This window comes from Paenibacillus sp. J22R56 (assembly GCF_056269375.1).
On sequence record NZ_JBWDNV010000001.1, the window covers coordinates 819,386 to 843,282 of the forward strand.

The 23,897-nt window shown below is 47.7% G+C and carries 18 protein-coding genes; 7 read left to right on the forward strand and 11 right to left on the reverse strand.

All coding sequences use genetic code 11. The annotated features are described in order from the left end of the window. Positions 1-367 precede the first annotated feature (367 nt). The 3 genes from AC0YNT_RS03510 to AC0YNT_RS03520 form a co-directional block, all read right to left on the reverse strand. Entirely contained in the window at positions 368-1,567 is a 1,200-nt protein-coding gene (locus AC0YNT_RS03510; RefSeq protein ID WP_475803347.1) for an S-layer homology domain-containing protein, read from the reverse strand. 180 nt (positions 1,568-1,747) lie between these two features. After that, positions 1,748-2,968, reverse strand: a complete 1,221-nt coding sequence (locus AC0YNT_RS03515; protein WP_475803348.1) for an MFS transporter — start codon at positions 2,966-2,968, stop codon at positions 1,748-1,750. Positions 2,969-2,995: 27 nt separating this feature from the next. Then, positions 2,996-4,072 (reverse strand): lactonase family protein, encoded by a 1,077-nt coding sequence (locus AC0YNT_RS03520; RefSeq protein ID WP_475803349.1) that lies wholly within the window; start codon positions 4,070-4,072, stop codon positions 2,996-2,998. 160 nt (positions 4,073-4,232) lie between these two features. Between AC0YNT_RS03520 and AC0YNT_RS03525 the strand changes: the two genes are divergently transcribed. Both AC0YNT_RS03525 and AC0YNT_RS03530 read left to right on the forward strand, forming a co-directional pair. Next, a complete protein-coding gene (locus AC0YNT_RS03525) occupies positions 4,233-4,595 on the forward strand; it encodes a LytTR family transcriptional regulator DNA-binding domain-containing protein (protein ID WP_441891808.1) in 363 nt (120 codons plus the stop codon). Between the two features lie 110 nt (positions 4,596-4,705). Further along, on the forward strand, positions 4,706-5,710 hold the full coding sequence (locus tag AC0YNT_RS03530) for an aldose epimerase family protein (RefSeq protein ID WP_475803350.1): 1,005 nt from the start codon (positions 4,706-4,708) through the stop codon (positions 5,708-5,710). Between the two features lie 48 nt (positions 5,711-5,758). Here the strand turns inward: AC0YNT_RS03530 and sbnB are convergent, their stop codons facing one another. From sbnB to AC0YNT_RS03545, 3 genes are read right to left on the reverse strand one after another with little or no spacing between them, the layout of a single operon-like run. Next, positions 5,759-6,727 (reverse strand): 2,3-diaminopropionate biosynthesis protein SbnB, encoded by a 969-nt coding sequence (gene sbnB, locus AC0YNT_RS03535; RefSeq protein ID WP_475803351.1) that lies wholly within the window; start codon positions 6,725-6,727, stop codon positions 5,759-5,761. Continuing rightward, positions 6,724-7,728 (reverse strand): 2,3-diaminopropionate biosynthesis protein SbnA, encoded by a 1,005-nt coding sequence (gene sbnA / locus AC0YNT_RS03540; protein ID WP_475803352.1) that lies wholly within the window; start codon positions 7,726-7,728, stop codon positions 6,724-6,726. The genes sbnB and sbnA overlap by 4 nt, the downstream gene beginning before the upstream one ends. After that, on the reverse strand, positions 7,725-8,987 hold the full coding sequence (locus AC0YNT_RS03545) for a phenylacetate--CoA ligase family protein (RefSeq protein ID WP_475803353.1): 1,263 nt from the start codon (positions 8,985-8,987) through the stop codon (positions 7,725-7,727). Before AC0YNT_RS03545 ends, sbnA begins: the two co-directional genes overlap by 4 nt. A 155-nt stretch (positions 8,988-9,142) precedes the next feature. Between AC0YNT_RS03545 and AC0YNT_RS03550 the strand changes: the two genes are divergently transcribed. The 3 genes from AC0YNT_RS03550 (at position 9,143) to msrA (ending at position 11,615) form a co-directional block, all read left to right on the forward strand. Further along, positions 9,143-9,892, forward strand: a complete 750-nt coding sequence (locus tag AC0YNT_RS03550; protein WP_475803354.1) for a YheC/YheD family protein — start codon at positions 9,143-9,145, stop codon at positions 9,890-9,892. A 371-nt stretch (positions 9,893-10,263) separates the two neighbouring features. Beyond that, positions 10,264-10,929 carry an ABC transporter ATP-binding protein gene (locus tag AC0YNT_RS03555; protein ID WP_475803355.1) on the forward strand — a complete coding sequence of 222 codons (666 nt, stop codon included), beginning with the start codon at positions 10,264-10,266 and terminating at the stop codon, positions 10,927-10,929. 164 nt (positions 10,930-11,093) lie between these two features. Next, complete coding sequence (gene msrA, locus AC0YNT_RS03560) at positions 11,094-11,615, forward strand: peptide-methionine (S)-S-oxide reductase MsrA (protein ID WP_475803356.1); 522 nt, start codon at positions 11,094-11,096, stop codon at positions 11,613-11,615. A gap of 44 nt (positions 11,616-11,659) precedes the next feature. Here the strand turns inward: msrA and AC0YNT_RS03565 are convergent, their stop codons facing one another. Both AC0YNT_RS03565 and AC0YNT_RS03570 read right to left on the reverse strand, forming a co-directional pair. Beyond that, on the reverse strand, positions 11,660-12,664 hold the full coding sequence (locus tag AC0YNT_RS03565) for an NADPH:quinone oxidoreductase family protein (RefSeq protein ID WP_475803357.1): 1,005 nt from the start codon (positions 12,662-12,664) through the stop codon (positions 11,660-11,662). 75 nt (positions 12,665-12,739) lie between these two features. Continuing rightward, positions 12,740-13,411, reverse strand: a complete 672-nt coding sequence (locus tag AC0YNT_RS03570) for an O-methyltransferase (protein WP_475803358.1) — start codon at positions 13,409-13,411, stop codon at positions 12,740-12,742. A gap of 140 nt (positions 13,412-13,551) precedes the next feature. Between AC0YNT_RS03570 and AC0YNT_RS03575 the strand changes: the two genes are divergently transcribed. Continuing rightward, a complete protein-coding gene (locus tag AC0YNT_RS03575; protein ID WP_475803359.1) occupies positions 13,552-14,448 on the forward strand; it encodes a LysR substrate-binding domain-containing protein in 897 nt (298 codons plus the stop codon). 55 nt (positions 14,449-14,503) lie between these two features. On the opposite strand, the gene AC0YNT_RS03580 is transcribed toward AC0YNT_RS03575, so the two are convergent. From AC0YNT_RS03580 to AC0YNT_RS03590, 3 genes are all read right to left on the reverse strand, one after another. Beyond that, positions 14,504-20,962 (reverse strand): S-layer homology domain-containing protein, encoded by a 6,459-nt coding sequence (locus AC0YNT_RS03580; protein WP_475803360.1) that lies wholly within the window; start codon positions 20,960-20,962, stop codon positions 14,504-14,506. Positions 20,963-21,284: 322 nt separating this feature from the next. After that, entirely contained in the window at positions 21,285-21,833 is a 549-nt protein-coding gene (locus tag AC0YNT_RS03585) for a GNAT family N-acetyltransferase (RefSeq protein ID WP_475803361.1), read from the reverse strand. A gap of 18 nt (positions 21,834-21,851) precedes the next feature. Beyond that, positions 21,852-22,688 (reverse strand): AraC family transcriptional regulator, encoded by an 837-nt coding sequence (locus AC0YNT_RS03590; RefSeq protein WP_475803362.1) that lies wholly within the window; start codon positions 22,686-22,688, stop codon positions 21,852-21,854. Between the two features lie 122 nt (positions 22,689-22,810). Between AC0YNT_RS03590 and AC0YNT_RS03595 the strand changes: the two genes are divergently transcribed. Beyond that, positions 22,811-23,884 (forward strand): Gfo/Idh/MocA family protein, encoded by a 1,074-nt coding sequence (locus AC0YNT_RS03595; RefSeq protein ID WP_475803363.1) that lies wholly within the window; start codon positions 22,811-22,813, stop codon positions 23,882-23,884. Positions 23,885-23,897 lie beyond the last annotated feature (13 nt).

Sequence of the window (23,897 nt, forward strand, 5' to 3'; positions counted from 1 at the left end):
TACATTTCTGAAGGTTGTCCACTAGCAGTAAGTTTAATTTTCGTTCCCTTTACATTATTCAATACTAAATTGCTACTACTAACCGCCCCAGTTGATTGTTGTGTTAGTATTAACTTTCCACTGCTATTTGCTACCATCATCCATAGCTGATATGATTTGGGCTTGTACCCTAGAGGTACAGACAAAGAAACAGATAAGTTAGACAGAGAAGCGCTCGCGCTATATTTCTCACTGGGTTTAAATGTTATTGATTTAGTTTGAGCTACTGATTGATTAGTCGCAGCGTCAGCTTTTGGAGAGACATTGAACAAACTACTTAATATAGCTAATACAAGAATGATCGGTAATGTGAATTTTTTGAAATTATTCATTTACCTTTTACATCCGTCAAGTAAATTTGTTCTCCACTACCAAGCGCTACATTATAAGGGATTAAATGAATTGATACCCCACCATATCTCTGAATTTGAGATTGGATATATTTCTTAGAAATTGTCTTAAAGACAAAGTTGTATGCTGCACTGTTTATTTTGTGGAAAGCAAACTCTTGATTGTTATAGAATAATCCCGCTCTTTCAATTAATTTTCCATCTTCATAAACAAATGGATCTCCTAGCAAAATTGTACCTGTGTTACCTTCTGTATACATTTCAAAGCTTGTACGCATAATTTGTCCTGAACCATCTGCTACTAGATTTTTTCCGATTATTTTATAAGCAAAGATATACTGATCACTTGGCTTAAGTGATTGGTCTGCCGGGAAATACGTCGCACCCTTCAAATACTCCGCATAATATCCCTTCGTATCCGCAGGATCTAGAACAATCAACTTATCAATCGTCACATTATACTTCTTACTGATATCCACCGAGTAAGGCAACTTCACCAAATCATTCTGATCAAACATCGTGATCATATTATGCCGGTGCCAAGCGATCTCCGCTGCGCTTGATGCTCCTTGGTCTACGGTTAACGTGCCGCCGTTTGCCAGCTTAAGCAGACGAGTGACCAACACTGCTGCCTCCGCACGGGTCGTCGTGCCCTCTGTATTTATGGTCTCCGCTTTTGTGCCAGAACGTGAAAGTATCCCCTTGTTAACAGCACGGAACATTAGCTCCGCTGCACTTAGCTTTTTGCTCCGATAATCCGTATACTCACCACGAACAGCAAGCTTTGCCATCTCATTACGCGTCGCCGGATTGTTGAGATTGCCTGGGTAATCACCCTCCATATATACGCCAGCTTTCGACAACGCCGTTTGGTAAGGTGCGTACCAAGTAGATCCGCCTGTACCCACTTCGAGCTTAAATGTCAGAGCCATCACTTTTAACAACTCTGCCCGTGTAATCGTATTGTTCGGCTTATAAGTCCCATCCGAATAGCCGTTCAATACCCCTGCTTGGACGGCTGTCTCAATGGACGATTCCGCCCAATGGCCGCTTATATCCGAGAACGAAGGCTTGGCCGCTGCTGCCGCATTCCCCCCTTTTCCAATCAATCCTGATCCTGCCACACTACCTGCCAAAACCACGCCAGCTAGTACTATTGATACCCAACCTTTTCTCACAATCTATCATCTCCTTCGCTAATTTAGGACCTAATAACCTACCATTTCCCCTCCGTATACACAAAATTGGATAGAAAAAAAGCACACAAAAAACCTGTAAGGCTTTTGGCGTGCTTCGCTCAAAAATTATTTCTATAATATCGTATTTTATCTTTTTCTGTCAAATGTTACCGATTACTATTATTCTCTTCGATCCTTCGGCAGCAAAATAGACAACAAGCCAACCAGCGGTAGGAAGCTGCTGGCAACCATCGTATCGATAATGCCATAATGATCAGCTGCTGTACCAAGTACAATGGCGCCAAGTCCGCCCATCCCGAAGGCAAGACCCGTAATTAGTCCGGATGCCATACCTACTTTACCCGGCAGAAGCTCCTGCGCATATACAACACTTACCGAGAAACCCGACTGCAGAATAAACCCTAATACGAACGTAACTGGATATACCCAGCCAAGCGACACGTGTGGCAGCAGCAGTGCGAATGGCGCAGATCCTGCAATTGAGAACAACATCATCCGCTTCCGACCGAACCGGTCCGACAGTATCCCGCCGAAGAAAGTACCTAGTACGCCCGCCGCCATAAAGATAAAGAGCGGAACCTGTGCAGCTTTTATGGACAAGCCATACTTATCCTGCATGTAGAAGTTATAAAAGCTTCCGATCCCAGCCGAATACCACGAGCGTGCGAAGACAAGAACGAGCAGCAGGGTAAGGGCGAAAGCGATCACTTTGCTGTTATACGGTGACACCGCTGGCGCGGAGCCAGCCGCCTTTTTCTTAACCGGAGCACCATTCTGTGCAAGCTGCGCACCGTACCACGGAACAACTCTCAACAACACGATAATCGCAGCAATAGCCAGGAAAGTACCTAATACAGCACCCTTCTGACCTAGCGGAACAAAGATATAAATCGTCATCAGCGGCGCAAGCGCCTGGCCGAAGTTACCACCAACCTGATAAATGGACTGTGCAAGTCCACGGCGCTCACCTGCAGCGAAGAACACAACTCGGGAACCTTCCGGATGGAATACGGCTGAACCAAAGCCAACAAATACAACGGCGAGAAGCAGCATCCAGAAGCTTGGCGCATAAGCGAGCCCCGCCATGCCGACCAAACTGCAGGCCATCCCAACCGGAAGCATCCAAGGGGCTGGTTTTTTATCTGACAAGTATCCAACTGCAGGCTGCAGCACGGAAGACGTCATATTAAGCGTAAAAGCAATCCAGCCGATCTGGCCGAATTTTAGTCCAAGCGAATCTTCGAAAATCGGGAATAAAGCGGATACGACCGATTGCATCGCATCATTAAGTAAATGAACAGAGCTTATGGCAAAAAGAATAGAATATACCGTCCCCAGCTTGACGGCTGGAGAGATTTTCGCCGAATTGCTAACTGACATGAACAATTCCTTCTTTCTTGTACCAAGCTACTCAGCTGCTCCTAGGCGAATACATACCGGGCTTGGCACTTCGAATATCGTTCCTTTTGATTGTATAAGTCCCGTCTCCGGATCAACCGCAAACAACACAATATTACCTGTTTTCTGATTCGCAACAAGCAGCTGTCCGCCGCCTGGCAGCACGGAAAAGTTACGAGGTGCATCACCTTCGCACGAAGCATTCTGAATGAGAGTCAAACTTCCGTCTGCCTGATCAACCGTAAACACGGCAATACTGTTATGACCACGGTTCGAGCTGTACAAGAAACGACCTGATGGAGACAAATGAATATCCGCCGCATCATTGTAACCAGCAAAGCCTTCCGGCAATGCGGATACCGTCTGAACCGGAGTCAATTCGCCATTATCTGATACATTCAGAAGTGTAATTGTAGAGTCCAGCTCATTCATCACATAAGCCGTGGACAAGCTTTGATGGAAGACGATATGACGAGGTCCTGCTCCCCCATGCAGCTTGCATGAGCTTTGCAATGCCAGCTTCGTTCCTTCTTCGATTTTAAACGTATGAATCAAGTCCGTTCCAAGATCGTTCACATACACAAAGCCACCGTTCACGACAATAGCATGCGCATGAGGCGCATCCTGGCGCGCAGTATTACTGCCAAGAGGAGCTTCCTCACGGACAATAGACGTTGCAGGAGCAATCGTGCCATCCTCATTTATTGGGAGAAGTGATGCGTTACCGCCTGAATAGTTGGCAACAAGCACAGCTTTATTCCCTTCATCAACCGTTATGTAACAAGGGTCTGCGCCATGCGTCAGCTGGCGGTTCATCTCCGTCAATGACCCGCTGCCTTGTTCAATAGCAAAAGATACGACCGAGCCGCCAATTTCAGCACCTGTACGACCGGTTTCACTAACCGCATACAAATGAAGGCCAGATGGATCTACAGCCAAATACGATGCATTTTCCACACCCGCAACTTGCTGCTTTACCGTGATTTCTCCCTTATCTCCGTCAAATGCACAAACGAGGATCGTAGGTTCCGATGATGCTCCGTAAGAGCCAATATAAATCGTTCTATTAAGAGATGTGCCCATCATTCAACACCCTTTCCGATATAGAGTACAGTAAAGTGAACATAGCACATGCGAACACTCGGATCAACGATTTTTAAAAAATGTCTTTTCATCCATGAATAGGCGTGTTATAATGTAAGCGCTATCAAAATCAGTAGTTCACATTTCTTGAGGGGGAATCGGAATGATGAATACTACGCTGAGCGGCCGAAATGTTTATGAGGATTTCGAACTGGAGTCAGACGTGCTTTACTTTAAACTTGGGACACTTGGTTTAGTAAGCTTCCACGGCAGAAACTACAACATAAAGAAGAGAATGACTGCCGAACAGATCGAGCAGCTAACAGCTAATAGCAGTTTCTACCCGGTGAATACGAATTGCTACATTAATATCGGCAAGATTAAGTCCATTGCTGGCGGCATCGTTTATTTCGGCTCGGAATATTCCGAATCGAAGCAGGTACCGGTTCCTAGAAGAAAACAATACGTGCTTCAGCAGCTCTTCACGCAACGCACCATTAATAATGAGCTGCGCATTACGCCATAAGCTTAGCCTGTATAGACAACCGCCGCCTTTCCACTAGGGAATGCGGCGGTTGTCTGTTCAAGTTCATCCTGTTATTCTAATGAAAGATTGATTATAAGGAGGCAATAATTTTGACTACGCAAGGAAAAGCATTCGAGCAAGTGTATAAAGGCGAGCCAGCGGTATGGCTGCAATGGGGTTCATATGAAGCTGCCGTGCTTCCTGAAGTTGGTGCGAATCTAATCGCTTTCCGTGATACAAGCAAAGGTTATCATATTCTTCGCGAGCCAGCGGAGCAAGAGATGGAAGCTTTTAAAGCTAATCCAGGTATTCATGGTATCCCGGTGCTGTTCCCGCCTAACCGATACGAAGATGGCCGTTTCGAGTTTAACGGCAGAACGTACACCTTCCCAATTAACGAGCCAAAAACAGGCAACCACCTGCACGGCTTCGCCCACACGGCAATCTGGAACGTTGAAGATTATGGCGTAAACAAAACAGAAAGCTATGTAACACTAGCGCTGTCGGTTGACGAGAAGCATCCGATTTTTGAATTCCTGCCCCACATCTTTACTCTTCGTCTTCGTTATGCCCTGAATGATACAGGCCTTCTTCAACATATTTCCGTACATAATGAAGGACAAGATGCAATGCCTTGTATGGTCGCTTTCCATACTGCGGTTAATGCACCATTCGCTCCAAACAGTACGCCTGATGACTGCTCCTTCACCATGACAATCGGCAACCGTTGGGAAATGAGCGAGCGCATGCTGCCTACCAGCAAGTTCCTTCCTTTGTCTGATGGTGAAAAAGCGATTCAATCCACTGGCGTACCTACTTATTGGGAAGCCATGGACAACCATTATACAGCTGAGCCGCGTAATGGCCGCAACCAAATGGTGCTGACGGACTCGCGCGAGCAAGTATCGCTCGTATATGATGTTGGTACTGCCTTCAAACAATGGATGGTATGGAACAACAATGCGACAAAAGGCTTCTTCTGCCCTGAGCCGCAGTTGAACCTGGTTAATGCACCAAATGTGGACCTGCCTGCTGACGAGATTGGCCTTGTAAGCCTGGAGCCAGGCGGCATCTGGGAGAACTCGAGCCGCTTCTACCTGAGAGCAGCGAAGTAATAGAAATACGAAAGGAGCCTGGGCAATTCATTGCCTAGGCTCCTTTATTTACTCTAATCTCTTCCCAACCCCAAGACGAACAGCTGCATTAGCATAATGTGCCGCCACTGCAACATCGAATACAGCCAGCCCCATTGGAGTGAACAAGGTTGGTCCTTCTGCCCGAATAACCTGCTCCAGCGGAAGGGCAATGGCTTCCGACAACGTCATCGTATCCTTTTCCTGTAAACCAGCGGACAGATGCAGCCTCTCTGTATCCGTATCCGCACGACATACCTCTTCCCAGCTGTCGACAATGATGGTTCCTACATTACTCAGTGCAGCCAGATGATAATCACGCAGCGATACATGCATCAGAATTGTGCCCGGCGCTGCAGCTTCATCTATATAACGTTCCGGTGCTGCGGTACAAGTGAACACAACATCCGCACCACGATAAGCCTCCTGCCAAGTGGCTGCCTTCTCGACCGGAATCGTCACCGGCACATCATTCAGCCATTCTTCTACATCTATGTCACGCCGGTCATAAGCTACAATCCGGCTAATCCGGCTGCTCAGCAAGCCATTCAGCATATGAACATGCATCCGGCCAATTGGCCCCATACCAATCAATGCAACACGAAGCGGCTTCTCCCCTCCAGTTACCAGCTTGCGCAGCAAAGCGCCGCTGACTGCTGCTGTTCGAATGGCACTAATGAGGCTGCCTTGGACTAATGCTGTGGGAACTCCGGTATCTGGATCGTTCAACACGGTGACACTATTCGCCCGCGGCAGCCCAATCTCAATGTTGCCAGGAAAGCTGGCAATCCATTTCAAGCCTGCAGCACGTACCGGACGGCTGACATAAGCCGGCATGGCAATAATGCGATTACGCTCATTGCCATATTTCAGATAAGGTTTGATCGGCTGTGCACATTCCTCCGCTGCAAAGGCTGCAGAAGCTTCTTCAATCACTCGAGCGAGTTCAGCCCAGTTAATACCGATAAGCTCCAAGTCCCGCTCATTCAAATAGATCATTCTTCGATCGCCCCTCCTTGCTTATGCAGACCGGCCATAAAGTCATTGCCGAACAATTGCGACACCCATGTGTCGTCATATACGGTATTCAAGTATCTTTCTCCCCGGTCCGGCAGCAGCACAGCACAGGTTGAACCAGGCTCGATATGGGGACTGTATTTTTCCACCGCCCTGATGACGCCGCCTGAGGAACCACCTGCAAGGATCGACTCCATACGAACTAGCTTCCGACAGCCGGTAATACAATCTCGGTCATTCACTTTAACAATTTCATGAATACCCTCATCCGGACACAGCCCTGGCTTAATACCAGCCCCAAGCCCTGGCAGCATGCGGGTAACCTTGCCCTTTTCCCCGCCGAAAATAATGCTGCCCTCCGCATCCACCGCAATTACTTTCGTCTTAAGTCCGTTTAACTGGATATAGTCCACGCAGCCCCGAATTGTTCCGCATGTACTTACTCCGCAAAATAAATAATCGAGATGAGGAAGATCAGCCGCGATCTCCGCCATCGTGGTCTGCTGGTGAGATAAGGCGTTATTCTTATTGCCGTACTGATTCGGCCAGAATGCATCTGGCAGCCGCTTCAGCCAACGGCGAACACGGGCAAGCCTCGCAGGAACAAACTCTCCTGTCTCCGGGTCCGGCTTTTTGACCAAATCAATTCTTGCCCCGTAAGCGCGAAGCACTCGTAAGTTTGCTTCAGTTGTCTTAGGATCAACAACGCAAATAAATGTAAAACCCATCGTATTGCATAATTGCGCAAGCCCTACTGCCAAATTACCTGAACTGGATTCTACGATGACGGAGCCTGGTCTAATCCGGCCTTCCTCCAGAGCAGCTAGCAGCATCGCTTTAGCTGGACGGTCTTTCACACTGCCTCCGGGATTATGCATCTCCAGCTTCGCATAGATGTCAAAATGGGCATGCTCAAACAGTCTTCCTAGCTTCACCATAGGGGTATTGCCGATCATTGAGGCTATATTATTGTAAACGGTCATTGACCATCACTTCTTTGGCTTGCTTGCTGCACAAACAGCTTCTTCTGCTTAATCGGCTTTTTACCTGATCCCTCCGGTGATGGATCGTCCATATCATTACTAAGGAATACAACATCCATCTCCTCAAGGAGTCCACCGCGGATCATCGCGCCAATTGCAGGTATCGTACTATGCAATTCGTCACGGATCACCTCTCTTAATGCTTCATTAATGACTTCAACAGTCGTAATCATTACCTGCAGTTTATTGCCGTTTACGAGAACCTTAACGACTGCTTGCTGAACATGTTGAAAGATCGCATTCTCAATATCGTATACGCTGATTTTCTCCCCATGCTTCAGTTCAGGCCCAACACGCTTCACGATAGCCTCAAAGGTGGTGATCAACTTGCCATCTTGCTCCTCAATTCGCAAATCCCGGACCACATCATAAGTGACGAAACGCAGTGCCGGAAAACGCCGACGCACAAGTGATGTGAGGACCAGCAGCTGCTCGCCTGGAGGAAGTTCAACATCAGGCAGTCCCGCTTCAGCAGGCGTAACCCCTTCTGCGATAACGCCATCCATCACGACATAACGCTCAATTGACTGATCATAATAAGCGATCGTCCCAATCTCAATGCTGCCGAGTGTATCCATTACATCATGCTCGGTAATCCCAAGCCTCTCGGCAACCCTCTGCCTCCATGCAGGTGGAGCCGGTTCCCCAACCAGAATCACACATTGCAGCCCCCACTTGAAATCCGGTGGAGCGACGCGAAGCATCCCGTCCAGAAGCGAAGGCATTGTATACAGCACATCCGGCTGGTAGTCAGCAATTCGCAGCAAATGAGCCGCCGCCGGCAGCCCGAATGGAACAGACTCACACGCAAGGCCAATTCCTTCGAAAATTTGCACAGCTGTAGCCTCTGCATGACCTGTCCCCATATCACTCAGCGCCCGAGACACGTTGTAGCCTTTCAGAAGTTCCGCAAACATCTCTATTTTATACTGAATATAAGCTTCTTCATCTATCGCATCATAATAGATTGCCTTACGTTTATTGCCGCTTGTACCTGATGTTCGATACACATTCCAGTCCTGCGGGACAGCCTGCTCATCACTCTCGTAATAGGGAAGCAGACGTTCCTGCGTCAGAAGTGGAATATCCCTCCAATCCATCGTATCTCTATCCCCCGTGATAGATTTATACCAAGGATAAAGCTGTCTCACTTCCTCCCATTTGGCTTGAAGAGAGAGATTATTCTTAGAAATAGGCATGAAGCATCCTCCATTTCAGTCGATCACTATCCCTCCATCGTATGCGCCCCAATCCGGAATCGCCCCGTACAAAGCCCACTCGTACAAGAAAGGGCAAGCATATGTTATTTCTGTAAGACTATCATGTCAGGAAGACGGAGGAAGATAGTGTCCCTATGAAAAAAAGAAGAGGCGTCTATAACAAATGGGCAAAAACCGTGGTGCTTAATAAAAAAGCGTCAACCCGAAGTCATGTTCCGCATACACTCCTGTTCAGTGCATACTCCTTGAGAAAAATGCTTCAGCTCTATCAAATGGTATATGTAAAACCGAATTCTGGCTCCCATGGCGTAGGCGTCATGCGTGTTGAATCTCATAACGGCACCTACTCCTATCAGATCGGTGCAAAAAGAAAAAGCAATCTGAGCTGGAGACAATTAATAACTTCCTTGAAACGTAAAATTGATAACACAACTTACATCGTTCAACGAGGCATCCATCTGTCGAGATACAAAAACCGGATTTATGACCTGCGTGTTGTACTTCAGCTGAACGAAAGCCGCGTTTGGCAAATTACCGGTATTGCCGCGAGGGTCGCTAAACCCGGTATGGCTGTAACGAACGGTGCGCAAGGCTCTGATACTCATACCTTTGAATCCGTCATATCCGCTCAGGGAGGCACCGAGTTAGTTGAAAAGCTAAAAGCTGAGTTCCATGACGTATGTATTGATTGTGCGCATCTGCTGCATGCCAAGTATCCTTTCCTTAATGAACTGGGATTTGATATTGCACTTGATCACCAAATGCATCCCTGGATTCTGGAAGTGAATACAACCCCTGAGGCTACTCCTTTCCGCAAACTTGCGAATAAGTCGATGTACAATCGAATGCTTCAATTGCGCAGGCTCAATGCCCGAAGATCTTAATGAGAACAAGCTGAAAAAAAAGCGAAAAACCAAGCTTAAACGGCTGCGCCATCCTTAGGAGGCGCAGCTTACTTTTCGCGGCTGAAAAATAAACCCACTATAGGGAAAACTTATACACTTTCTGATATTTTGAACAAGCTGTTTGAATAGCCTCTATAGTAGGTCAAGAATTGACGCCAAAACACGCGCCAATACTTTAAGCTAATGCTTACGCAGTAAGAATTGACGCCAAAAGCATGCGCCAATTCTTTAAGCCAACGCTTACGTAGTAAGAATTGACGCCAAAAACACGCGCCAATTCTTTAAGCTAATGCTTACGTAGTAAGAATTGACGCCAAAACACGCGCCAATTCTTTTTAGGGGGGATCAAGATGGCCATCGTTCAAATGGAGCAAATTACGAAGCATTACCGAATGGGCGGGCAACGTTATACGGCCTTGCAGCATATTTCTCTGGAAGTTGCTCAAGGGGAGTTTGTTGCCATTCAAGGACCGTCCGGCTCCGGTAAATCAACGCTCATGAATATCATGGGCTGCCTGGACACTGCTGACAGTGGTACTTACATGCTGGAGGGCAAACGGGTATCGGCGTTGAGCGATAATCAACTGGCGGATGTACGCAATAAACGGATTGGATTTATTTTTCAAAACTATAATCTGATACCAAGTTTAACAGCTTATGATAATGTCGAACTGCCGCTTATTTATAGGGGAGTTTCGGCCAGTACTCGAAAAAAAGCGGTGCTGGAGACGCTCGAATCGGTTGGACTCAGCGGACATATGAACCACCGCCCTGCGGAATTGTCTGGAGGACAGCAGCAACGGGTTGCTATTGCGAGAGCGCTTGCAACGAATCCATCGATTCTGCTCGCAGATGAACCTACAGGGGCGCTCGATTCACATACGGGAAAAGAAATAATGGCTCTGCTTGCCAAACTTCATGCGGAAGGCCGCACCATTATTCTCATTACTCATGACCAAACGGTGGCCGCCTGCGCAGACCGTATCCTTTATATTCGAGACGGTGCTATCGCATAGTCAATTCATTCGTAAGCCCCATCGCGCTCTCCATTTTACATGGGGAGGCAATGGGGCTTATCTGAGTTTACATAGCGGTAAATTGACTTCTTTCGCTCGGCAAGTTACTTTTAGAGGAACGATGATTCATGTAAGCAAGTCGCAATAAGAGAGGGTTAGGTAAGATGCAATTACAGCAAGCAACATTTGCCGGAGGCTGCTTCTGGTGTATGGTTACACCATTCGAGGAGCTCCCAGGGATTCATGGAATTATATCCGGTTATATGGGAGGCCATGTGACGGATCCAGCCTATGAGGAAGTAAAAAAAGGAACGACTGGTCATCTTGAGGTCGTACAAATTACGTTTGATCCAGCGTTGTTCCCCTATGAACGCCTGCTGGAGCTATTCTGGCCTCAGATTGATCCAACCGATGCAGAGGGACAATTCCAGGATCGCGGAAGCCAATATCGCACCGCTGTCTTTTATCATAATGAAGAGCAGCACGAGCAGGCACTTGCTTCCAAGCAAGTATTGGAGCAGTCCGACCGCTTCGATAAGCCAATTGTGACAGAGATCCGTGCAGCCGAAACGTTCTATCCGGCAGAAGAGTATCATCAGGATTTCCATAAGAAAAATCCGAAGCATTATAAAGAAGACCGCGCGCAATCTGGACGCGATGAGTTTATCGAACAGAACTGGAAATGAGAAAAAGGGGCAGCTCATGAATGTCATGAGTCTGCCCCTCCTTCCTATACTTCCCCGATCTTCACAATGGTTCTGCCTCTAACCTGTCCTTGGAGAATGCTGGATAGTTCTTCTGGCAGCTGCTCCAGCGTAATTTCGTTAACGATTGTTGAACTTAACATCGTTGGCTTCAGGTCCGTCCCAAGCCGTTCCCATACACGCCGGCGAAGCTCCATCGGGCACTCAACCGAATCAATGCCAAGCCAGTTCACGCCTCTTAGAATAAACGGATAGACGGAAGTTTCTACTTCGATGCCGCCAGTTAATCCGCTGGTTGCAACCGATCCGCCATACTTAAGAGTGCTGAGTAAATATTGAAGCGTTTTGCCGCCTACTGGATCAACCGCCGCTGCCCATAATGGACGACGGATGGGCTTGCGCTCCGAAGATTCCATCAGCTCATCCCGATGAATAACATGAGCGGCACCAAGCTCCTTCAGATAAGCTTCTTCCCTAAGCCGCCCTGTGCTTGCCGTCACCTCGTAACCACGTCCCGCGAGAATGTTCACAGCCACACTGCCTACTCCCCCGCTTGCGCCAGCAACAACAACCGGACCTTTATCCGGTGTCAGCCCATTGTCTTCAAGCCGTTGGACAGATAATGCAGCTGTGAAGCCTGCTGTGCCAAGAATCATTGCTTCACGAAGTGTCAGCCCCTCCGGCAAAGGAACAACCCAGCTGGCAGGAACACGAGCTAGCTCACTGTACCCGCCATAATGTGAGACACCAACGCCATAGCTCGTTACAATGACGGAATCGCCCGACTTATAACGAGGGTCGCTTGATTCAACTACGGTACCGGATAGATCAATTCCCGGGATATGCGGGTAGCTTTTCACCATTCTCCCTAGTATCGCTATCATTCCGTCTTTATAGTTAACACTGGAGTAAGCTACTCGAACGGTAACTTCCCCTTCCGGCAAATCTGCTGCTGTCAGACTCTTAATGGTAAGCTCTGGCTGTTGTCCTTCTTCATTGCTATCTGCTACTAAAGCACGAAAGTTATCCACCCTTGTATCCACTCCTTTGACTTGTTTCCTCTTTCTATTTTATCGCAAAGGAAAGAGGAGAGCCAATGAAGGAGACTAGCTATTAACAAGGCCTAGAACAAATCCGTCATAACCTTTGACGCCAACCGTTTGAATCGCTGTTGCTGTCACCCTGGGTTCCTCAGAGAGCAGATCGTAAAATTTTCTTACTCCTTGAACACGAGGATCTGTACTGTTCTTGTTTATCACTTCACCATCTCGTATGACGTTGTCGCCGATAATAACCGTACCGGGATGAGAGAAACGAAGCGCCCATTGCAAGTAGTTAGGGTTATTTGGTTTATCTGCATCAATAAAGATCAGGTCAAATGCTGCCGCCCCTTCCTCCTCCAGCTTCGCCAGTTGCGCTAAAGCATCTCCGACTCTTATCTCTACCTTTTCCGCTAGCTGGGCTAAGTTTATATTCTCTTGTGCGACCTGTGCATGGAAGGGTTCAAGCTCGAGGGTAATGAGTTGACCGTCTGTTGGTAAAGCTCTAGCCATCCAGATCGTGCTGTAGCCGCCCAATGTTCCAATCTCCAAGATTCGTTTAGCACCAATCATTTGCGCGTATAGATTCAACAGCTTTCCTTGATTTGGCGCTACATCAATCGCCGGCAGCTCTGCCCGCTTATTGCTCGCAAGCACCTGCTCCAGCACAGAATCCTGCTGAACAAGGAGGTCCGTAATGTAAGCATCAACTTTTTCCCAAGTGTGTACAGAACTCATAACGATCACTTCTCCTCGTTGTGGGGTTAACTTCTACTTCTATAGTAAGCGAGTTACAATGATAGGAATAATATATGTTTTTCTTGTACTTATATATAAAATATATGATATCTCAAATGTCTCAAGGAGGTGGCTTTGCCTTGAATTTACATGCTTTGCGTTTATTCCATACAATTGCTGCTGTTGGCAGTGTCACTCGCGCTTCGGAATTACTCAATATCAGCCAGCCTGCTATTACTGCTCAGATCAAGAAGTTCGAGAAAGAATTAATGATCTCGCTGTTTAAGCCACAAGGCCGAGGTATTGCATTAACCGATGCGGGAGAAGAGCTTGCTGTGTTAGCCAAAAGACTATTCGCCGTCGAGCAGCAAATCGAGCTGTTTGCATCTAATTACAGCAACGGTGCGATAGGCAGTATCCGGCTCGCTGCAACTTATCTGCCAGCACACTTCCTGATCCCCGCCTGGATTGCAAAGTTTAAGCAGCAATATGAGCAAGTCGAAATGAAAATTACAACAACCAACTCAAGTGATGCCTTGAAGCAGCTGTTAGATGTAGAAGTCGATATCGCAATATTCGGAGGCATTGCCGAGAACTACCCGGATACGATTCAGACCGAAGAGTTATTTCAAGACGAGCTGTGGTTTGTTGTAGCACCCGGCCATCGCTATGCCAATCAACGGGTATCGCTGCCTGACATGATGAAGGAGCCTTTTGTTATGCGTGAGGAGGGCAGCTCTACTCGGGAAAGGCTGCTCTCTTTATGCCGTACTTACAATTCATCCGCACCAACCATCTCTCTGCAATTTAACGGCCTGCATGAAGCGATCACCGCCGTTATTGCCGGTTATGGAGCCAACTTTGTCTCCTCTCTGGTTGTACGCGATTATGTCGAGCGCGGCGAACTTGCTCGTGTGTACGTGGAAGGCATCGATCTCAAAAATACGATCGCAATTTGTACCCGCAAGAACGAAAAGCTCCCGGCTTCCACCATGAACCTCGTACAGATGATCCGCCAGAACCCGTATGTGAAATAGGGGGCAAAAAATAAAGCTGTCCCCCATCATTCAGGGGGACAGCTTTTTACTGCTGTTATACACCTAGCAGCTTATAAATCACTTTCGCGCTTTCGGCGCGTGTCGTGTTGCCTTGCGGGTCGAACTGACCTTGGCCTTTGCCACTCAGGAAGCCAAGCTTCACGGCTGCTTCAATGGAGGCTTTTGCCCAGTCGTGGATAGCAGCTGAATCGGTAAACGTACTAAATGATTCACTGCCTTCTGCTTTCTTACCCGTCTTCACTTCATACGCACGCATGAGCATAACTGCCATCTCTTCACGTGTAATAACAGCATTTGGCGCAAAGGTTGTTGCTGTACGGCCGCGGATGATTCCCGCTTCAGCAGCAGCATTAACACTCTTGGCATACCAACTGCCAGCCGCTACATCTGTGAATCCAGCTGATTTAGTCGCCTGCAAATTCATCGCACGAACGAGCAGCGCTGCAAATTCCGCACGAGTAATGCTTCGTTCCGGCTCAAACTGATTTGCCGTCACACCTGTGATCACATGCTGAGCAGTGAGCTCCTTAATCATTCCCGCAGCCCAATGGGAGGAAGGAACGTCCGTAAACGGCTTGTTGTATTCCAACGCAGCATAACTAGAGAAATGGTGAATGTCTGCCGTCATCGTACCGTCTGCATTTAACGTGCCACCGACATACTCAAGCACACCGTTGTCTGCCACATAATAGATACCAGTCAGCTTCTTATCTGCCTCACCATTTAATTTAAACGTCAGCTTAAGCGGCTCATCAAACTTGCTGAGTACCGTTATTTCTTTACCGCTGCCATCAACAAGCGCAAGACGGAAATCAAATACTGTTGAGGCTGATTTCAGTTCCACATCGCCTGCCGCAGAAGCTTTAGCGAGCAGCTCTTGCTGCGTTTTCGCATCGAGTGGTTTAAGCTGCAAGACGATATGTGAGGAAGAACTTGATCCTCCAGCTTGCTTAATCAGTTCTTGAAGCACCGTACTTGAAACTTGGAGCGTCAAGCTGCCTTGCTTCAATTCAAGCGTCTTACCAGCCAGCAATTCGGCAGTGTTAGCAGGCAATACAATCTCCATTTTCCCTTCAGCAGCAATTGTTACTTTGCCATCACCGGACTGCTTGATTGCATCTTTTAATTGCTGTTCCGTTACGGTCACGGACGATGGATCCGGCGTTACTCCACCACTTCCACTGCCGTTACCATTCCCATCACCGTCTCCGCCGCCGTCTCTCGTAATGGTAAGCTCCATCGTTTTAGTCGCTTGAGCAGCACGACCCGCATCGGTGTACCAATCCTGGGCAAGTGTCTCTTCGCTTGGCTCAATATGAAGAGTGAATTTGTTCGCTCCCTTTTGAAGCGGAATATTCTCAATTAGAACATTACCGTAAGCATCCATTGCATCGCCATCAATTGGCTGCCCATTAATAGTAAAGTCTACGCCGTACGGCACATTCGACCGGAGAGTAAACGTCTCATCCGTCGTATCGTAAGAGATATCCTCACCATACGAGATACGCGGCATCGTTACGATCATCGGCATATCGACCCAGCGCAGCACGTAATCGTCAACGACCATCGTATTGCCGCCTTGATTTTTAATTGTCAGCCTCATGTTCGTATCCGTCGATGAATACGCATAGTTACCGGCATCTACGGTATCATTCGCCAGACGAGCATGCGAGGTAAACGCCTCCGTCTCCCATGTGCCGCGTGTATATTTGTATTGAATCGACTTGCCAGCCATCATTTTGAAGCTGTATTCTACCACATCACGTGTTGTTGCACCGCTTGGAACATTCAGTTTATTCCCCGAAGATTTCCAGCCATTCAAATCACCAGCAAGGTAAATATCATCTTGTACCGGCGTATAGCTCGGCAGGTGAACGCGAAGCTTCACGTCGACCATAACCAGCTTTGGTGTAACTGCCTGCTCACCAGAGAAAGCACGATTATACGCGTTGTCCACAGCAGCTACTTTGTACGTGTAAGTTGTATCATTACTTACGGTGAAGTCTACATAAGAGACATCCGCCTTGCCGGCAATCGCGATTTTTACAAATTCAGAATCAACCGTCTTGCGGAAAATCTCATAATGATCAACTGTTGTTTCCTCAGCATCCTCTGTCCAGTTAAGCAGAACACGGTTCGATTCAACCGCAATATCCGCGAGTACTGGTGCTTCCGGTGCATTTGTATCCGAGCCGTCTGCTTGAGCAATTAGTGAAGCTTCTTCAGACTCCGTGAAGGACTCACTGTTATCCGTGGATATCTTGGCAAAATACTTATAGGTTCCCGCTTCCGTTGGCTCAAAAGCTGCCCAGTATACTTTTTGGCCATCTTCCGTATCTGCTTTGTAACGAAGCTTTGTTTCTTCTGCAATCGCTTTGCTTGTGCCATCCTTATAGAAGGCAAGACGGGCAATCACATTTGGCGCTTCTTTACCCGCATAGGCTTCGTCATCTGTCAGACCTGGAATATCGATGGTCACTTCAATCTCCGAAGTCTTGTTGCCAACACCTAGCGTAACCTCATCCGATTGCTTCGTAATCGTTACACTATTAACCGGGAACGAAGGTGTAGCGGAGCCGTATTCGCTGAGCGGGCTTTCGCCATTTTCCGTTACTGCTGTTACTGTATAGTAATATTTCTTACCGTTTACAACATCCGAATCGGTAAAGCTTGCATCATCCGGCTGGCCAACCAGCTGCAGTTGTCCGCCTTCAATCGCTGCACGGTATACGTTATAGCCCGTTGCCCCAGGCATAGCATCCCAAGTCAGCGTCACTTGACCATTGCCTCCAGCTGCGTTTACCTGCTGTACCTGCGGCACTTGCACCAATTCAGTCGTCGAAGTCATCATCAAACCGCTCATAGCCTTAATGGTCAACGTAATCTTACCGCCTGTAACCGCTGCTTCAACCTCGCTGCCAAGCTGATCTACAAGCGTCAAGCCTTCCGGCAGGAAGCCCGCTACATCAGCCTCAATCGTAATATCCGTTTCGCCGCGGTTTACAACAACCAGCCCCGCTTGACTGTTTGTTTTACGAGCATAAGCAATAACATCGCCCGCATGATAAGCTGTCTTCAGCTCTCCTGTACGGAATACTTCATTGTTATCTCGGATGCTGCCCGCCGTTTGATACGTAGCAAACAGATCCGCATAGCGGCCTACTCCTTCATACGAACCTTCAGTACCTGCTACACGTTCCCAAGGGAAGGTACGGCGGGAATCCGGATCCTTTGTGCCTGTAAGACCCACTTCATCTCCATAGTAGATCGTTGGTGCACCGGGATAGCCCATTTGGAAAATCGCCGTCAGCGCTTGCATCTTCAGCGCTTTGTCCGAAGCATCAGGTGCAATCGCCAAATGCTCTTCTTCCCATTCCGGCTTATCGTATTTCGTAATCGAACGAACCGTATCATGAGAATCCACCAGGTTCAGCATCACTTCCCATGCTTCAGCCGGATAATCCTCACGGATCGATTCCAGTGCATCGTTGAACTGCTGCGCATTGCCGTTAATAATAAAGCTTTGCAGCGCACCACGGAAGCGGTAGTTCATAACCGAGTCGAATTGATCCCCTAGCAGGAACTTTGTTGCTACGCCCCACTCTTCGCCAAGAATAATAGGTTCTGGAATCGTCTCGCCATTGGTGTCCACACGGCCTTCTGTCGACTTCACTGCTTCGCGGAATTTCTGCCAAGTGCCTGCCGATACATCAGGAGCAACGTCCAGACGCCAGCCGTTAGCGCCCCTCCATTCCCAGCGCTGCGAGTTGGCTTTCTGCATCATCGCTGAAGCATCTTCATCGCTTTTGCCAGTCAGGTCATGACCAATAACAAGGTCGCGGTAACCTTGAACGTTCCATTCATGATTGCCTTCAAGCCCTTCTGTATCACCTACTGCAGCTGTTGGCGCATCGATGACAGGCAAGGAATCATACCCCCACCAGCCTTCATATTTGTAATGCCCTTCCACTTTTTCATTGGATACCGTAAACCATGTTGTAAAATCAAAATCCGCCGGGTAAGCATAATGCTCGCCTGTTGCCGGGTTGATCTGAGCCGTGAACGAATCAACCACCTGCTGCTTCGCTTCTTCCAGCGCTGTACCTTTGTCATTTACCAGATCGTACACTTTAGCCCAGAACTCATAAGCACCAATCTCGGGATATTTCCCATAACGGTCAAAATAAATCGAGTCGTCGCCGACATGGTTAAACACGCCGTCAACAATCAGCATGATGCCCATGACATGGGCTTTTTTCGCAAAGTCAGTGAACACACGGTCGGATGCTACCCTTGTCGCTTCATAATCCAGCCCGGAATTAGGATCACCTGGCGTATTGTACACGGGCTCGCCAAACATCGGATCAAGATGCTCGTAGTCTGTTGCATCGTATTTATGATTTGAGCTTGCCCAAGCAATTGGATTAAAGTAAATGACGTTCACGCCAATAGACCTCAAGTAATCGAGCTTCTGCGAGGCACCTTGAATATCGCCGCCGTAGAATTCATTGGTCCATACGCCGTCCGATTTCGCATCCGGGAAATACGGCTTCTGCTCTGGTGTAATCCGGTCCGGATTCTCCGGTGCAGTCGACCATGTGCCATCCACTTGATTTGGCGTTGGATCATTCGCAACTCCGCCGTCGAAGTACTGCAGCTCATACCCGCCTTTAGAGGTTACGCCTGCCGTTGTTGTGTCGCCTTGGACAGGACCACGATAGCCGTCTTTGGTCTTCGCACGGTTATTCGTCTCATCTCCATCATAGAAACGATCAGGGAAAATCTGATAAACAACCGCATTTTTCATCCAATCCGGAGTTGTAAAATCTTTATCGTACACGGTCAAGTCATAGGGCAGTACGCCTTCGTCCGCCGTAGTGCCTGTCGCACCACGTGAGCCGTCATCGCCGTATTCCACCTTCGCTGTTCCGTCGATTAGAATAAACTTATATCCCCATACGCCAATGCCTTGGAAAGCCTCGCCCGGAATCGTTACTTCCCAGTAATCCTGGTTATCAAAAGAAGTCGCTTTGTGCATATCAAATGCGGAAGCAATACCTTCCGGATTGCTAAGCTCAACCCGCACCACCTGTGCGTCACCTGCTTCTGTTGCAATACGCAGCGTGACATCTTCGCTTCCTTCTTTTATAGCGCCAAACGGTTTCTTATAAGTAATCGAGCGGGAATCAAAAACCAGCTTATCTCGCTTGATCATCCCGTCAAACTGGCTGTCCGCTGGTTTGTAATTACTAGTAATCGTCCGATCTGCAAGTACAGTGCTGAAAGTGATATCCGCAGGATCGAGAGTCGTCAGAATGAAATCATCACCACCCGTACCGTAATTATTCACCTGCCAATTGTCGCCCTGTACGACTTTCATCTTGTAACGGCCTGCCGGTATCGTTCGCTGCAGCTTATAGACCGAGCTGTCGAAGTTATAATCGACGAACATTTGCTTCGCTTGATCAGGTGCCCAATCAGATTCGCCAAATACAGTTTGCACATCACCTACAAGACGAGGCCATTCTGCTGCAGTCAGCACAGGCACATATTGCGAGACACCACTCACGTCAGGCAAGTTGATACGAATTTGTCCGAGCTCATCATTTAAGTAGAAATTGACTTTCGTTGGAGCTGTAAGTTTAAAAGTGAAGTTATTGCCATTATTCGAATAACCATCCCATGATCCTTGGCGCACAAGCTTGAACTCATAGCTGCCGGGATCCAGCACAATCGAATAAGCGTAATACTCACCGACCAAATGACTCATTTGCGTGACTGTTGAAGCATTGTTCCATTCTTGGAACGATCCAACGACTACCCATTTGGCATTGCCGCCTGGCTGATTAACGAATAAATCCGCAGCTGGTCCTTCCGCAGGAGACTCACCTACAACAATTTTACTATTCCCATTAGATGTCGCATCGTTCGTTGGATCAGCAAACCATATACTTGGCAGCCCATCTGCCGCCGAAATAAATTTATACGTATAAGTGCCGTCTGCCAGCGAATCAACGGCAAACGTGTAATTACCTTCATCAAGCACCATCTCATGCTGATCACCAAAAGCATTAGCGTCGAAGCTGCCCGCCACTTTCATGTGTGGGGTATAGCTGAGATGAATGATACTATTCTCGTCCGACGTAACACTCAGGTTCGGATTATCCAGCCAATTGCCGTTGACGAGAAATTTATAGCCATAAGCTTTGTTAGCCGCATCACCTGTCACTTCTGCCGTAAAGGTGCCGTCCCCATCCTCATCCGTCAGCACAACCGCAGGATCACCCCAGCTGTTGAAATCTCCTTTTGCCGTAACGCTGATCGCCGACTTTGGCAGTACAAAATGGATCGTACCGCCTTCCGCATAAGTCCCATTGACAGCGCTTGCATTTGATTGCTGCGGGAATTGTCCAAGACCTTGAATAACCATAAAAATAGCCAGCATGAATGACCAGACACGGGTCCTTTTCCTGCTTCGTAATTGTCTCTTCATACGTGTGTAATCCTCCCTAAATCAACGAAATGAGCAAACGATTGCACAAAAGTACGTCAAAACTCCTTTCCGCTGATAAAAAAAAGCTATCCCTCGGATTAGAAGAGATAGCGGGGTTGTTCCGATTTTTCTTCGAAAAATCAGAATACATTGCCCTTGAACTAGGCGTTTATCAGCATGTATTAACTATTCTCATCCTATTATGAAAACGCTTTACAGTCAATAAGGAGTTAGAAGAAATTTACTATTCGACAGGATGGGAGAATATATGAGCAACCGTTTGCGCAATTTGAACTAGGAAAATAGACGGATTGCTCCCCGCCTATTCAACTCGCGGCTCATAGACCATCAGCCAGCAGTCGCGATATTCGCCTTCATGCCATTCATGCTTTTCGAGCAGCTTTACTTTCTTGAAACCACACTTCTCATAGACCCGCAAAGCCCTCATATTCCAGGCCTGTGGATCCATGACAATCTTCCCTGCCTTACAATCCTCAGTAAGATAACGCACTGTTTCCTTGATTAGCTCCGAGCCTATTCCCTTATTCCAATAGTTCGGCTCGCCGATAAATTGATCCATTCCATAGATGATGCCTTTATGATCGGAGAGGTCATACTCTTCTTTTTCATCTTCTTCAATCTCATAGAATTGCAGATAACCGATGTCGATACCATGATGCTGTATAATGCAGGACGTTATCCCTTCCCGATCCTCGTAAAAATGCTTCTGAACGAGTGCTTCGTCATGCGGATTATCCCTGCCCTCATAGAATTCCAGCACAACAGGATCACTCAGCCATCGAACAAGCAGCGGTACGTCCGACAGCTCAAGCTTCCGCAAATTGATCTTCTTCCCTTGTAGAAGGATCATATTATCACCTCGTATCCTTTATTTAAGCAGGTGCTGCCTATAGGCCAAAGGAGCAACCCCCATAATTTCGCGAAATACTTTGCTGAAATACGAGGCATTGGAAATGCCCACCTGATAGCCGATCTCCGATAAAGGTAAGGAGGTTTTGCGAAGTAGTCCGCAGGCAAATCGGACTCTTGTCGCCTGGGTATAAGCAACAATGGTTGTTCCCGTCGATTCCTTGAATAGATGGGCTACATGATACGGTGACAAATGAAGGGCACTAGCCAGCTCCTCCAATCGGAACGGCTCCATATAATGCTCTTCAATCCATTGCATGATATCTTCTACGTGATGGTTATGCTTTTTCAGAAAAGATGCGTCACCTTCTGGGTTTTGCTTGAGCTGATGAACGAGGCTAAGCAGAAAGACACCCATATTTTCCTCGAATTCACCCTCACGCATGCTGCTGCTTGTTTCATTGAATTGCCTCAGCAGCGCAACAAACGGCGTGTTTTCCGCTATCGCATGGACAGGATGTATATTGGACTGCTGACGCAGAATCCGTTGAAAAAAGCTTCTTAGTGAAGGAAAATCATTCAAATAGCTTTGCAGCACAGCCGGCTCGAATAACAACACACTTCGTATAAAAGGCTCCTCTTGCGTCACCTGAATTTGAATCCGGTGCATCTGAAACGGCGGAAACAGGAGCAGCGTGTTCGGCTCTATGGAATACGACTTTCCCTCTATAATTAACAGCCCTCGGCCTTGATGCACATAAGTAAGCTCCATTTGCGAATGAGCATGAAAGACTTCGCCGAAGAATTCTTTTGACGTTCTCCGATATTCGTAGTTGAACCATTCTGTCGGAAACAACCTTTTCCCCGCCCTTCTCTCATAACCGCAAGATATAAACATTTTAACGCAAAATGGAGCCATTCACCCTCTCTTTTTTCATTTATTCTATTATCAAATCCAATTAAGGAGCTGTTAGTGACGTGAATAAAGCAGATGGCATGAATTATGCACCACAGGGTAAACCAAATCCAGTCGTAAAGCCTGGGGAGTTCCAGTTCGCCGCAATAGCACTAGATCATGGGCATGTCTACGGCATGTGCAACGGACTGATCGAAGCCGGAGGAGAGCTTGTCTCTGTATATGATCCCGATCCAGCGAAGATAGCCCAATTCGTTCAGCGTTACCCGCATGTAAAGGCAGCAGCATCGGAAGAGGAGATTTTCGCAGACCCCCGTATTCAGCTGGTTGCATCAGCAGCTATTACTTCCGAGCGTTGTGCCCTTGGCCTTCGAGTCATGCGAGCGGGCAAGGATTATTTTACAGATAAAGCACCACTGACGACCTTGGAGCAGCTTAAAGACGCCAAGCGGGTTTCCGCTGATACCGGTCGTAAATACATGGTCTACTATGGAGAGCGGCTCCATAACGAGGGAGCTGTATTCGCTGGTCAATTAATTGAGCAAGGTGCAATCGGCCGGGTTGTACAGGTTATGGGTTGGGGACCACATCGCACGAACGCCAAAGCTAGACCAGAGTGGTTCTTCGAGCGTGAGAAATACGGCGGTATCTTATGCGATATCGGCAGCCATCAGATTGAGCAATTTTTATACTATACAGGTGCGAAGGATGCGACAGTCGCTCAATCTCGAATCGCCAACTACCATCATAAGCAATATCCCGAGCTTGAAGATTATGGTGATGTGATGCTGACAGGTGATAATGGTACGGCCTCCTACTTCCGAGTGGACTGGCTCACACCAGACGGACTCAGCACATGGGGAGACGGACGAACTCTGATTCTTGGTACAGACGGTTATATTGAGATCCGCAAATATGTCGATCTCGCACGCGATCCACAAGGCGATCAGGTGTATATGGCTAATCATGAGGGAGAGCATCATTTTTCCGTAAGAGGTGAGGTTGGCTTCCCGTTCTTCGGTCAGCTTATCCTCGACTGCATCCATCGTACCGAGAATGCGATGACACAGGAGCATGCCTTCAAAGTTGCCGAGCTTAGCGTATTATCCCAAAATCTTGCGGTCCGCATGGAATAGGAGATGATCTAGT